The sequence below is a fragment of the Streptomyces sp. NPDC002566 genome, assembly GCF_042889585.1.
Taxonomy (GTDB): Bacteria; Actinomycetota; Actinomycetes; order Streptomycetales; family Streptomycetaceae; genus Streptomyces.
Genome location: NZ_JBIARD010000005.1, coordinates 497,282 through 509,690 on the forward strand (window position 1 = coordinate 497,282; position 12,409 = coordinate 509,690).

Below are 12,409 nucleotides of genomic sequence, written 5' to 3' on the forward strand. Positions count from 1 at the left end.
GACGACGAGGGACCCCGCCGCACACCGCGACGGGGTCCCTCGGGCACCGCTCACTCCGACTTGATCGCCGCCAGCATGTTCAGCCGCGCCGCCCGCCGCGCCGGCCACAGCGCCGCCAGCACGCCCACCGCGGCGGCCAGCACCAGGAACAGGGCCATACGGCCCCACGGCAGGACGAGTTCGTACGTCGCCATCCTCGTCCCGAGCAGCTCACCGGCCGCCCAGCCGAAGAACACACCGAGCCCGATGCCGAGCACCGCGCCGAACAGGGAGATCACCAGGGACTCCAGCCGGACCATCCGCTTGATGCCGGTGCGGTCCAGGCCGATCGCCCGCAGCATGCCGATCTCCTGGGAGCGCTCGAACACCGACATGGCCAGGGTGTTGACGACGCCGATGACCGCGACGATCACGGCCATGGCCAGCAGGCCGTAGACCATGTTCAGCATCAGCGTGAACATCTTCGCGATCTCGTCGGAGAGGTCCTTCTTGTCCCGGACCTTCACGGCAGGGTTGGAGCCGAGGGCCTTCTCCAGCCGGTCCTTCGCCGCGTCCGTCGCGCCGCCCGAGGTCTTCACGAAGACCTGCATGTCGGCCGGGTCGCTCAGGTGCGGGGAGAGGACGGAGCTGTCCAGGATGATGCCCTGGATCATCTCGTTGCCCTCGTAGACGCCGGCGACGGTCAGCCGCTGCGACTTGCCGTCCTCGTAGTGGGCGGTGAACCCCGAGCCCGCCTTCCAGCCGTGCGCCTCGGCGGTGACGCTGTCGACGACGACCTGCGCCCCGCGGACCGTGAAGGCGCCGCCCTCGACCTTCAGGTCGGTCAGCTCGCCGAACGTGCGCCCGTCGACGCCGGTGAGGTACTCGGTTCCCTCGTCGATCCGGGCGTAGCCGTTGCGCATCGGGCTGGTGGCGGTGACGCCTTCGACGTCCTTCAGCTTCTTCTCGACGTCCGGTGAGAGCTCGTTGCCGTTCGCCATGGACACCACGTAGTCGGCGCGGATCGCCGCCGACGCCATCTTGTCGATCGACCTCTGGAGGCTGCCCGCCATGACCGTCATACCGGTGATGAGGGTGAGGCCGATCATCAGCGCGGAGGCGGTGGCCGCCGTGCGGCGCGGGTTGCGCACCGCGTTCTGCCGGGCCAGCTTGCCCGAGACGCCGAACACGCGCAGGGCCGGTGCCGCGGCCGCGACGAGCGGGCGCGACAGCAGCGGAGTCAGGATGAAGACGCCGATGACCAGGAGCATCGCACCGATGCTCATGGGCGCCTGCCCGTCGCTGCCCTTCATCGTGGTCGCGGCCAGGACGGCGGCGGCCCCCGCGGCGGAGAACAGCGCGCCCAGCGTGTTGCGCAGCACCAGCGACCTGCCGGTGGCCGGGGTGTGCACGCTGCTCATCGCAGCGACCGGCGGGATCTTCGCGGCCCGGCGGCCCGGCAGCCAGGCGGCGAGCATGGTGACGAGGACGCCCACCGCGAAGGCCGTGCCGACGGTGGAGGGGGAGACCACCAGCGGTCCGGCCGGGACGACGGCGCCGAGCGAGCTGATGAGCGAGCGCAGCCCCGCCCCGATGCCGATGCCCGCGACCAGTCCGGTCACGGCGGCGGCCGTTCCCACCACGAACGCCTCGATCAGCACCGAGCGGGTGATCTGCCGCCGGGAGGCGCCGACCGCGCGCATCAGTGCGAGCTCCTTGGTGCGCTGGGCGACCAGCATGGTGAAGGTGTTGGCGATGATGAAGGTGCCGACGAAGAGCGCGATGCCGGCGAAGACCAGCAGCGTCTGCTTGAGGCCGGACATCTGCCGGGAGATCATCTCCGCCTGGTCGGCGGCGAGTTGCTCGCCGGTGGCGGTCTCCGAGAGACCCTTCGGCAGCGCCTTGTCCAGCTCGGCGCGCAGCGCGGCCTGGCTGACGCCGGGCTTCGCCGTCACGTCGATCTCGTGGTAGGTGCCGGGCTTGCCGAACAGCTTCTGCGCGGTGGCGGTGTCGAAGAGGGCGAGGCTGCCGCCGGCCGCGACGTTGCCGTCGTCGGTGGTGAACACGCCGGTGATCCTCGGGGTGAGGACGGGGCCGTTCACCGAGATCCGTACGGTGTCGCCGACCTCGTACCCGGTGCGCTTCGCGGTCGCGGAGTCGATGAGCACCTCGCCGTCGCCCTTCGGTGCGCGCCCCTCCGCGAGCGGGTAGCGCGCGTCCTTCGCACCCCAGTAGTTCCCGCCTTCCGACTGGAAGCCGCCGCCGGCCAGCTTGCCGTCCTTGCCGGCGATCGCGGTGAAGCCGCGTACGACGCCGACGGCGGAGGCGGCGCCCGGCACGTGCGCGCTGCGGTCGAGCACCGCGTCGGTGAGGTCGGGGAGTTTGCTGATCCGGTTGCCCTCGTCCTCCGGGACCCTGGGCGTGACGGCGACGTCGACGTGGTCGAAGCCCTTGGCGGAGCTCTTCTGGAGCGCCTCGGAGATGGTGTTGGTGAAGACCAGGGTCCCCGACACGAAGGCCACGCCGAGCATCACGGCGAGCACGGTCATCAGGAGCCGGGCCTTGTGCGCGGAGACATTGCGCAAGGCGGTACGGAACATGGGTTTCTTCAGTCCAGGTGGTCCGGAGGTCGGAAGGCGATCAAGTCGCCCTGAGGCAAGGGGAGTGACGTTTCGTCAGCTCGTGCGGCCCTTGGTGTCGAACCGCTTCATGCGGTCCAGCACCGACTCGGCGGTCGGCCCGTGGACCTCGTCGACGATCCGGCCGTCCGCGAGGAAGACCACCCGGTCCGCGTAGGCGGCGGCCACCGGGTCGTGGGTCACCATCACCACCGTCTGCTTCAGTTCGCGCACCGAGTTGCGCAGGAAGCCCAGCACCTCGGCGCCGGAGCGCGAGTCGAGGTTTCCGGTCGGCTCGTCACCGAAGATGATCTCCGGCCGGGAGGCGAGGGCGCGGGCCACGGCGACGCGCTGCTGCTGGCCGCCGGAGAGCTGCGAGGGCCGGTGGCCGAGCCGGCCGGACAGGCCCACCATCTCGATCACCGTGTCGAGCCACTGCTTGTCCGGCTTGCGGCCCGCGATGTCCATCGGGAGGGTGATGTTCTCCAGGGCGGTGAGCGTGGGCAGCAGGTTGAACGCCTGGAAGATGAAGCCGATCTTGTCCCGGCGCAGCTTGGTGAGGTGCTTGTCCTTCAGGGAGCCCAGCTCGGTGTCGCCGATGCGCACGGAGCCGGAGGAGAAGGTGTCGAGGCCGGCGACGCAGTGCATGAGCGTCGACTTGCCCGAGCCGGAGGGCCCCATGATCGCGGTGAACTCGGCACGCCGGAAGTCGACGGAGACCCGGTCCAGGGCGACCACCCGGGTCTCGCCCTCCCCGTACGTCTTCGACAGGTCCGTGGCGCGTGCGGCCACGTCGGTGGTCCGGTCGGCGAGGGGGGCAGTGGTCACGGGTGGGGCTCCTGTCGGGACGAGGGTGGTGCCGGGTTTACGTGATCCATCGTCGCGGCCCCCTGCCGCCGTGTAGTCACCCGTTGTTCCGGTTCCGAAGGCCGACTCCGGTCGGACCGGAGCACGCCACGTCATACCTGGGGATGACACGCGACCCCGACGGGGTCAAACGTCAAGAACCGGTGGAGCACCCTCGTTCGTACGGTGAAATTCCGTCATTCCGCATACAGGGCCGATGCTCGCAGGGGACGCTACTGGCAAGTGCGGATGGACAGTTCACGGGGCTGATGCACCCTCAGACGTCAATAAAATAAGACAACATCGGTTCGCTGGGCCGGTGTTCGAGGGGCGCGTCCCGATAGGGTCGGAGCTTCAGCGCGGAGCCCATGGCCTGCCCGGATGGTGGAATGCAGACACGGCGAGCTTAAACCTCGCTGCCCCTCGCGGGCGTACCGGTTCAAGTCCGGTTCCGGGCATCTCCGACGCCTGCCGACACGTCCGTGTCGTTGCATCCTCCATGGAGGCCTTGACCGCCTCACCCGCCGACGGGCCGTCCGTGCGCACAACCATTGACACCGGCTGACTCCGCGCCCAGACTCGCGTCCAGCATAAGTGAAGAAAACTTCACTGTGCGAACCGTGTGCAACGCGTGAACGATGAAGCGCGTGAACACCGACCGCCGTGGCGGCGACGCCCCGTCGAAGGGAACGCCCGATGCGCACCACCGTCGGCATCATCGGCGCCGGCCCCGCCGGCCTGCTTCTCGCCCGCCTCCTGCACGTCGCCGGCATCGACTCCGTCGTCCTGGAGAGCCGCGACCGCGCCTACGTCGAGCAGCGTCAGCGCGCCGGGATCCTGGAGCAGGGCACGACGGACGTGCTGCGCGCGGCCGGCGCCGGCGAGCGCATGGACCGGGAAGGGCTGCGCCACGACGGCGTCGAGCTGCGGTTCGCCCGGCGGCGCCACCGGGTGGACTTCCCCGCCCTGACCGGCGGCCGGTCGGTGACCGTCTACGCGCAGACCGAGGTGTGCAAGGACCTCATCGCCCTCCAGTCGAAGGAGGGCGGCCCGCTGCTCTTCGAGGCGGAGGCGCTCGCCGTCGAGGACGCCGGCACCGACCGCCCCCGCGTCCCCTTCCGGCACGAGGGCCGCGAGGACGTCCTCGTCTGCGACTACGTCGTCGGCTGCGACGGCTTCCGGGGAGTCTCCCGCCGGGCCGTCCCCGCCGGAACCGGCCGCGTCTTCGAACGGACGTACCCCTTCGGCTGGCTCGGCGTCCTCGCCGACGTGCCGCCCTTCCACGACGAACTGGTCTACGCCCGCCACGACCGCGGCTTCGCCCTGCTGTCCATGCGCTCCCCCGTCGTCTCACGCCTCTACCTCCAGGTGCCGCGGGACACCGACGCCCGGTCCTGGAGCGACGACGCGATCTGGGCGGAGCTGGAGCGCCGCTTTGCCACCGACGACGACTGGCGGCTGGAGCGCGGGCCCATCACCCAGAAGTCGGTCACCCCCATGCGCTCCTTCGTCCACGAGCCCATGCGGTACGGCCGTCTCTTCCTGGCCGGCGACGCCGCGCACATCGTGCCGCCGACCGGCGCCAAGGGCCTGAACCTGGCCGTCGGCGACGTCGTCACCTTCGCGCGCGCCCTGGCCCACCGCCGGCTCACCGGTTCGGCGGAACTGCTCGACGCGTACTCCGCCACCTGCCTGCGCCGCGTCTGGCAGGCCGAGCGTTTCTCCCACGACATGACGACGCTCCTCCACCGCGCCCCCGGCGGCGACCCCTTCGACGACCGCCTCCAGCTCGCCCGCCTGGAGCGCCTCGCCTCCTCACGCGCCGCCGATACCGACCTCGCCGAGGCGTACACCGGCTTCCCGTTCGAGTGACGCCGGCAGCCGGACGCGGACCACGCGCGCGTGTGTGATCTCCGACCGGTTCCGGACGTGTACCGGAACGGTCATGAATGACGCCGGGCGATGCCGGGAATCAAGCGGGGACATAGCGTGTTGCGCAGCACGACGAGGGAAAGATCCTCCCCAAGCAGTAGGGTCAATCCTTTGCCTACCTATTACTCTTGAGCCAAGGCCACGCTGTGTGGCCATGGAGGAGTGAAATGAGGAGCAACAACCCGGTCTTCTCGCGACGGGGGTTCAGCCGCGACAACGGCTACGCGGGCTTCAACGCCGCGCCGCAGGCCGGGGGTCCCGCTGGCGGTACGCAGCAGGGCAATCCTTACGCCCAGCCGGCCGGCAACCCGTACGCGCAGAACCCTTACGCCCAGCAGGATCTGCAGTACGGCGCCCCGCAGACCCCGGTCACCGCCCGCGGCGTGATGACCATGGACGACGTGGTCGCGCGCACCGCCATGACCCTCGGCACGGTGGTCGTCACCGCCGTCCTGTCGTGGCTGCTGCTGCCGGTCGACGAGGCCAACCTCGGCAAGTCGTACGCCATCGGCGTCGGCGCCGGCCTGGTGGCCATGGTGCTGGCGCTGGTCCAGTCCTTCAAGCGCCGTCCCACGCCCGCGCTGATCCTGTCGTACGCCGCCTTCGAGGGCGTCTTCCTCGGCGTGATCTCCAGCGCGGTGTCCACGTACATCGCGGACGGCGTCGTCGCCCAGGCGGTCCTCGGCACCATGGCGGTCTTCGCCGGCGTGCTGGTGGCCTACAAGGCGGGCTGGATCCGCGTCAACCGCCGCTTCTACGGCTTCGTGATGGCGGCCGCGCTCGGCTTCGTGCTGCTGATGGCCGTGAACATGCTGTTCGCCGTCTTCGGCGGCGGTGACGGTCTCGGCTTCCGCAGCGGCGCCCTCGGCATCGTCTTCGGCGTCATCGGCATCATCCTCGGCGCCTGCTTCCTCGCCCTCGACTTCAAGCAGGTCGAGGACGGCGTGGCCTACGGCGCCCCGCGCGAGGAGGCCTGGCTCGCGGCCTTCGGTCTCACGCTGACGCTGGTGTGGATCTACATGGAGTTCCTGCGGCTGCTGTCCATCCTGAACAGCGACTGACGAACCCCCCTCGAGAACGCCCGAGGCGCCCGGCCGGAGAATCTCCGGCCGGGCGCCTCGCGTTGGTGAGGGGCCGCTCTCAGAGCAGCTTGCGCGCCGCCCTCCTCAGGTCGTACTCATGGATGATCGCCTTGGCATGGCCGTACGAGAGGTTGTGCTCGTAGCGCAGCCAGCTGACCTTCTCCTCGAAGCGGAGAGCAGGGCCTTCGTCGACGGTGCGCAGCCAGTCGGCGACTTCACGACCGGTGCAGTGGGGGATGCGGGCTAGCAGGTTGCGATGGGTCTCCTCGGAGAAGACTTGGGACATCGGCGCCTCCGGTACGCATGGGTGTAAGCCGGTCCTACAGGTCACCGTGCCTGAGCGTTCGCCGGTTGGCAACAGTCCGGGCACGGCGCTGTACGCTCACCGCGTGGTTGATACGACGCCTTTGATCCGTGCGGTGGATCACTTTGCCGATCGTTTGCGGGCGGCGCCGCAGTCCCGGCTCCAGCGGGGCGCCGCCGCGGAGGCGCTGGCGCTGGCCAGGGAGTTGGCCCGCTGGACGCAACGCGTGGAGGAACCCGGCACAGAGCCCCGCGAGATGCCCGACGCCGGCATGTTCGCCGCCGCCGACCAGATCACCGTCGCGGGTCACGACCTGGCCGTCGCGCTGACGGACGCCGACGACATCGCGGAGGCGGTGCGGCTGGTGGAGGAGGCCCAGAAACGGGCCGGCGTCTGAGGAAGGGTCGCTCAGAGGCTCGCTATGACCCGGTCCGCCAGGATGTAGACGCTCTCCCCGCCGCAGGCGAAGGTCAGCGTGTACGCGCCGGAGATGCCGGAGCCGCCCAGGAGGTACGGGGTCTCGCCGGCCGCGAGGGCCGTGGAGAGCCGGTCCGCCGTCTCACGGTGGCCCGGGGTCATGCACAGCGTGGTGCCGTCGGCGAAGACGTACACGTCGAGGGTGCCCAGCGGGCCCGGGCGGACGTCGGTCAGCTCGGTGCGGGAGGCGGCCAGATCCTCCAGCGCCGCGACCGTGCGCTCGTGGTCGTCGACGACCGGCGACTGCACCGGGACGAAGTCCGGGTGGGAGGGGTGACGGCGGCGGGCCGCGGCCAGCTCGGCGGACTCCCCGGCGAACTCGTCGTTCTCCCCGGTCGGCTCGCTCACCGGCTCCAGGTGCTCCAGACCCACCAGGTCCGCCTGCCGGGGCAGGAACAGCTCGCTGTCGGGCAGGCCCAGCAGGGAGGGCGCGTCGGAGGCGTCACGGGCCTCCTGCGCGGCCCAGAACGCGCGCGCCTCGGCCAGCTCCCGCTCCCGCTCCTCCGCGAGCGCCTCGGCGACCGCGGCGCGTATCCCGTCCGTGTCCGCCGTGGTCCGGGCGGCCGGTACGAGACCCTGCGTCCCGGCGGTGTTCCGGCCGTTCTCGGCGAGCTGGACGTGCAGGGCCGCGACATCACGGCGCAGTTGCAAGAGGGTGCGCAGGACGGCGACACCCACGGCGCCCGTGGCGGCCGTGGTGACCAGCAAGGCGATCGGCAAGGCGCTCACTGACGTACTCCCGGTTTCAAGTCGACCCCCGACTTCCTACATCAGCTTGAAGGGCGGACTATCCAGCTGTCAGTGCGTAACGTCACGAAACGGACAGGACTTTGGCCCGGCGCCCGTGGGTGAATCTGCTCTGAGCTGCGTAAATCCCTACGGCGAGGGAGATAGGTCACATCCTGGGGGAGATTGGATCACAGAACGGCCCGGAATCCAGGGGTTTCCCGGACTCCGGGCCATCGGCTCACGGTGGGTGCCTCGGCGGCTACCGAGAGGTCGTCACGAGCCTCAGCTGAGGCGCTCGATGACCATCGCCATGCCCTGACCGCCGCCGACGCACATCGTCTCCAGGCCGAACTGCTTGTCGTGGAACTGGAGGGAGTTGATGAGCGTGCCGGTGATGCGGGCGCCCGTCATGCCGAAGGGGTGGCCGACGGCGATGGCGCCGCCGTTGACGTTCAGCTTGTCCAGGTCGATGCCGAGCTCCCGGTAGGAGGGGATCACCTGGGCGGCGAACGCCTCGTTGATCTCGACCAGGTCGATGTCGTCGATGGTGAGACCGGCGCGGCGCAGGGCCTGCTGGGACGCCTCGACCGGGCCGAGGCCCATGATCTCGGGGGAGAGGCCGGAGACACCGGTCGACACGATGCGGGCGAGCGGGGTGAGGCCCAGCTCGCGGGCCTTGGTGTCGCTCATGACGACGACCGCGGCGGCGCCGTCGTTGAGGGGGCAGCAGTTGCCGGCGGTGACCAGGCCGTCGGGGCGGAACACCGGCTTCAGGCCCTGGACGCCTTCGAGGGTGACGCCGGCGCGCGGACCGTCGTCCTGGCTGACGACCGTGCCGTCGGGCAGCGTCACCGGGGTGATCTCGCGCGCCCAGAAGCCGTTCTTGATGGCTTCCTCGGCGAGGTTCTGGGAGCGGACGCCGAACTCGTCCATGTCCTGGCGGGTGATGCCCTTGGCGCGGGCGAGGTTCTCCGCGGTCTGGCCCATCGCGATGTACGGGTCGGGCAGCAGGCCGTCCTCGCGCGGGTCGTGCCAGGAGGTGCCCTCCTGCTGCGCGGTCGCCTCCGTGCGGGCCTCGGCCTCGGCGAAGAGGGGGTTGTGGGTGCCCGGCATGTCGGAGGTGCCGTTGGCGTAGCTGGAGACCATCTCGACGCCGGCCGAGATGAAGACGTCGCCCTCGCCGGCCTTGATGGCGTGCAGGGCCATGCGGCTGGTCTGCAGCGAGGAGGAACAGTAGCGGGTGATCGTGCAGCCGGGCAGGTGGTCCATGCCCATCTGCACGGCGACGATCCGGCCCAGGTTGTGGCCCTGCTGGCCGCCGGGGAGGCCGCAGCCGAGCATCAGGTCGTCGATGTCCCTCGGGTCCAGCTCTGGGATCTTGGCGAGCGCCGCCTGGATGATCGTGGCGGTGAGGTCGTCCGGGCGCAGGTCCTTGAGGGAGCCCTTGACGGCGCGGCCGATGGGGGAGCGGGCGGTCGAGACGATGACGGCTTCGGGCATCACGGCTCCATTGGCATGCGGGGATTCTTCGTACCGGTTGGCTGGTTGGGAAGTTACCGGTACGTATGGCCCGGGTCACGAGGATGCCGGTGTGACCCTGACCGCAATTTACTAAGCGCTTGCTTTGGCCTTCGGACGCCGGACCGGCTGGGTCGGTCCCGCTTTTCTGCCGAGCGAGTCGGGTGGTGGGTGGGCACAGGTCGGGGGTCTGGGGGCGGAGCCCCCAGGGGGTGGCGGGGCCGAGCCCCCCGTCACGGGGACGGGGTGGCTGGGGTGGGTTCCTGTTCGGGGACCCTGCGGCGGCGGCGTCGCTTCAGCAGGGCCCACGGCCCCCGAGGCCCCGTCGGCATCGCCGCCGTGACCTCGGTGCCGGCCTCCGCCGCAGCCTCCGCCGCGGCCCGGGCCACCGGCAGGAAACCCTCGCGGCGGAAGGCGTCCGGCCGCTCCTCCTCCGCCGGCCACAGCCCCAGCGCCGCACAGACCGTCGGCAGCACCGCCATCGCCGCCGTGGCGTACCCCTCCGCCGAAGGGTGGTAGTGGTCCGGCCCGAACAACTCCCGCGGGTTCGCCTCGAACTCCGGCCCCAGCAGGTCGCCCAGCGACACCGTGCGCCCGCCCTGCTCGATCACGCCGATCGTCTGGGCCGCCGCCAGCTGACGGGAGGCGCGCCGGGCCAGCCAGCGCAGGGGCTGCCCGACCGGCTCGATCGTGCCCAGGTCGGGACAGGTGCCGACGACCACCTCCGCACCGGCGGTGCGCAGCCGCCGTACCGCCGCGGACAGATGCCGTACCGAACGGGTGGGCGGCATGCGCTGGGTGACGTCGTTCGCGCCGATCATGATCACGCACACGTCGGGCACCCGGCCCGCGTTGCCGAGGACCGCCGCGACCTGCCGGTCGAGATCGTCGGACTGGGCGCCGGGCAGCGCCACGTTCCGCAGCTTCACCGGCCGCTCCGCCACCGCCGCCAGCCCCGACGCCAGCAGCGCCCCCGGCGTCTGCCCCGCCCGGTGGACGCCCTGGCCCGCCGCCGTGGAGTCGCCGAGCAGCGTCAGCCGCAGCGCCTCCTCGCCGGGGACCGCGTACGCCCTGCCGTACAGACCGTCCGCGTGCGGAACACGCGGATGCGCCCCGTTGCCGTTCACGTGGCGTCGCGCCAACTGCGCCTCCGCCAGCAGCAGCCCGACCACCGCCGCGCCGGCCAGACCGATCCCGCCTCCGCCGTAGGCCGCGCCGGCCGCGATGCGCCGGGCCACCCTTGCCCTGGACATGCTCGTCATGCCTCGACGCCACCTCCTCGTGTCCGTACACCCACTCCTTGCCCCGTACGGACCGTCGGCCAATCTCGACGGTGAGTGAACGTGCGGGGCACGCCTTAGGCTGGCGGGACCACTTCGACACAGTCTTTGCAAGCAACCGGAGACAACGGTGCATTTCCACGACTCGATGATCAGCCTCGTCGGCAACACCCCGCTGGTCAGGCTCAACAACGTCACCAAGGGCATCAAGGCCACCGTCCTGGCCAAGGTGGAGTACTTCAACCCCGGCGGCTCCGTGAAGGACCGCATCGCGCTGCGCATGATCGAGGCGGCCGAGCAGAGCGGAGAGCTCAAGCCCGGGGGGACCATCGTCGAGCCGACCAGCGGCAACACCGGCGTGGGGCTGGCCATCGTGGCCCAGCAGAAGGGGTACAAGTGCATCTTCGTGTGCCCCGACAAGGTGAGCACCGACAAGATCAACGTACTGCGCGCCTACGGCGCCGAGGTCGTCGTCTGCCCCACCGCCGTCGACCCCGAGCACCCGGACTCGTACTACAACGTCTCCGACCGGCTGGTGCGCGAGACGCCGGGCGCGTGGAAGCCCGACCAGTACTCCAACGCCAACAACCCGCTCTCCCACTACCACTCCACCGGCCCGGAGCTCTGGGAGCAGACCGAGGGGCGGATCACCCACTTCGTGGCCGGCGTCGGCACGGGCGGCACCATCTCCGGCACCGGCCGCTACCTGAAGGAAGCCAGCGACGGCAAGGTCAAGGTCGTGGGCGCGGACCCCGAGGGCTCCGTCTACTCGGGCGGCTCCGGGCGGCCGTACCTCGTCGAGGGCGTCGGTGAGGACTTCTGGCCGACCGCCTACGACCGGACCGTCGCCGACGAGATCGTGCCCGTGTCCGACAAGGACTCCTTCCAGATGACGCGCCGTCTGGCCAAGGAGGAGGGGCTGCTCGTCGGCGGTTCCTGCGGCATGGCCGTCGTCGCCGCGCTCCGGGTCGCCGAACGGCTCGGCCCCGACGACGTGGTCGTCGTCCTGCTGCCCGACAGCGGCCGCGGCTACCTGAGCAAGATCTTCAACGACGAGTGGATGGCGGACTACGGCTTCCTCGAGGACGAGGGCCCCAGCGCCCGCGTCGCCGACGTCCTCAACGACAAGGTGCACGGCGCCATGCCCTCCCTCGTGCACATGCACCCGGACGAGACGGTCGGCCAGGCCATCGAGGTGCTGCGCGAGTACGGCGTCTCGCAGATGCCCGTCGTCAAGCCCGGCGCCGGTCACCCGGACGTCATGGCCGCCGAGGTCGTCGGCTCGGTCGTCGAACGCGAGCTGCTGGACGCCCTGTTCAGCAAGAAGGCCTCGCTCGAGGACCCGCTGGAGAAGCACATGTCGGCCCCGCTGCCGCAGGTCGGCTCCGGTGAGCCGGTCGGCGACCTGATGTCCGTGCTGGGCTCGGCGGACGCGGCGATCGTCCTCGTGGAGGGCAAGCCCACCGGCGTCGTCAGCCGCCAGGACCTGCTGGCCTTCCTGGCCAAGGGCGGCAAGTGACGGCGAACGTCCGGTGAACCGCCGGTTCCGCGGCGGACGTTCGCGTTCATTCGCCGAGCCGGCGGACTTCGCGGAAGTGGTACGAGCGCGTCACGTCCGCGCAGCACCCGCTTAACACGCGTCCG

Annotated in this window: 10 protein-coding genes and 1 tRNA gene; 5 read left to right on the forward strand and 6 right to left on the reverse strand. The window is 70.6% G+C overall.

What is annotated here, in order from left to right; genetic code table 11:
* Positions 1 to 50: 50 nt before the first annotated feature.
* A complete protein-coding gene (locus ACFYXA_RS23795) occupies positions 51 to 2,579 on the reverse strand; it encodes an ABC transporter permease (protein WP_389036021.1) in 2,529 nt (842 codons plus the stop codon).
* Positions 2,580 to 2,654: 75 nt separating this feature from the next.
* Complete coding sequence (locus tag ACFYXA_RS23800) at positions 2,655 to 3,425, reverse strand: ABC transporter ATP-binding protein (protein ID WP_352247752.1); 771 nt, start codon at positions 3,423 to 3,425, stop codon at positions 2,655 to 2,657.
* 393 nt (positions 3,426 to 3,818) lie between these two features.
* Between ACFYXA_RS23800 and ACFYXA_RS23805 the strand changes: the two genes are divergently transcribed.
* The 3 genes from ACFYXA_RS23805 to ACFYXA_RS23815 all read left to right on the forward strand — a co-directional run bounded on the left by ACFYXA_RS23805 (position 3,819) and on the right by ACFYXA_RS23815 (position 6,436).
* A tRNA-Leu gene (locus ACFYXA_RS23805) sits at positions 3,819 to 3,901 on the forward strand.
* 238 nt (positions 3,902 to 4,139) lie between these two features.
* Positions 4,140 to 5,315 carry a 4-hydroxybenzoate 3-monooxygenase gene (locus ACFYXA_RS23810; protein WP_389036025.1) on the forward strand — a complete coding sequence of 392 codons (1,176 nt, stop codon included), beginning with the start codon at positions 4,140 to 4,142 and terminating at the stop codon, positions 5,313 to 5,315.
* A gap of 227 nt (positions 5,316 to 5,542) precedes the next feature.
* On the forward strand, positions 5,543 to 6,436 hold the full coding sequence (locus ACFYXA_RS23815) for a Bax inhibitor-1/YccA family protein (protein ID WP_130442463.1): 894 nt from the start codon (positions 5,543 to 5,545) through the stop codon (positions 6,434 to 6,436).
* Positions 6,437 to 6,515: 79 nt separating this feature from the next.
* On the opposite strand, the gene ACFYXA_RS23820 is transcribed toward ACFYXA_RS23815, so the two are convergent.
* Positions 6,516 to 6,743: a DUF4287 domain-containing protein gene (locus ACFYXA_RS23820; protein ID WP_130442465.1), complete on the reverse strand. Its 228-nt coding sequence runs from the start codon at positions 6,741 to 6,743 to the stop codon at positions 6,516 to 6,518.
* Positions 6,744 to 6,876: 133 nt separating this feature from the next.
* Between ACFYXA_RS23820 and ACFYXA_RS23825 the strand changes: the two genes are divergently transcribed.
* Entirely contained in the window at positions 6,877 to 7,158 is a 282-nt protein-coding gene (locus tag ACFYXA_RS23825; protein WP_352247750.1) for a hypothetical protein, read from the forward strand.
* A gap of 11 nt (positions 7,159 to 7,169) precedes the next feature.
* Here the strand turns inward: ACFYXA_RS23825 and ACFYXA_RS23830 are convergent, their stop codons facing one another.
* From ACFYXA_RS23830 to ACFYXA_RS23840, 3 genes are all read right to left on the reverse strand, one after another.
* Positions 7,170 to 7,958, reverse strand: a complete 789-nt coding sequence (locus ACFYXA_RS23830) for a hypothetical protein (RefSeq protein ID WP_351098402.1) — start codon at positions 7,956 to 7,958, stop codon at positions 7,170 to 7,172.
* A gap of 291 nt (positions 7,959 to 8,249) precedes the next feature.
* Complete coding sequence (locus tag ACFYXA_RS23835) at positions 8,250 to 9,467, reverse strand: acetyl-CoA C-acetyltransferase (RefSeq protein ID WP_352247749.1); 1,218 nt, start codon at positions 9,465 to 9,467, stop codon at positions 8,250 to 8,252.
* 251 nt (positions 9,468 to 9,718) lie between these two features.
* Positions 9,719 to 10,747 (reverse strand): SGNH/GDSL hydrolase family protein, encoded by a 1,029-nt coding sequence (locus ACFYXA_RS23840; protein ID WP_352247748.1) that lies wholly within the window; start codon positions 10,745 to 10,747, stop codon positions 9,719 to 9,721.
* A 148-nt stretch (positions 10,748 to 10,895) separates the two neighbouring features.
* On the opposite strand from ACFYXA_RS23840, the gene ACFYXA_RS23845 reads away from it, so the two are divergent.
* Positions 10,896 to 12,284 (forward strand): cystathionine beta-synthase, encoded by a 1,389-nt coding sequence (locus ACFYXA_RS23845; RefSeq protein ID WP_352247747.1) that lies wholly within the window; start codon positions 10,896 to 10,898, stop codon positions 12,282 to 12,284.
* Positions 12,285 to 12,409 lie beyond the last annotated feature (125 nt).

Bases quoted from the DNA above. Each gene is read 5' to 3' on its own strand.
- ACFYXA_RS23795 (WP_389036021.1), bottom strand. From the start codon at position 2,579: ATGTTCCGTACCGCCTTGCGCAATGTCTCCGCGCACAAGGCCCGGCTC.
- ACFYXA_RS23810 (WP_389036025.1), top strand. From the start codon at position 4,140: ATGCGCACCACCGTCGGCATCATCGGCGCCGGCCCCGCCGGCCTGCTT.
- ACFYXA_RS23815 (WP_130442463.1), top strand. From the start codon at position 5,543: ATGAGGAGCAACAACCCGGTCTTCTCGCGACGGGGGTTCAGCCGCGAC.
- ACFYXA_RS23820 (WP_130442465.1), bottom strand. From the start codon at position 6,743: ATGTCCCAAGTCTTCTCCGAGGAGACCCATCGCAACCTGCTAGCCCGC.
- ACFYXA_RS23835 (WP_352247749.1), bottom strand. From the start codon at position 9,467: ATGCCCGAAGCCGTCATCGTCTCGACCGCCCGCTCCCCCATCGGCCGC.
- ACFYXA_RS23840 (WP_352247748.1), bottom strand. From the start codon at position 10,747: ATGACGAGCATGTCCAGGGCAAGGGTGGCCCGGCGCATCGCGGCCGGC.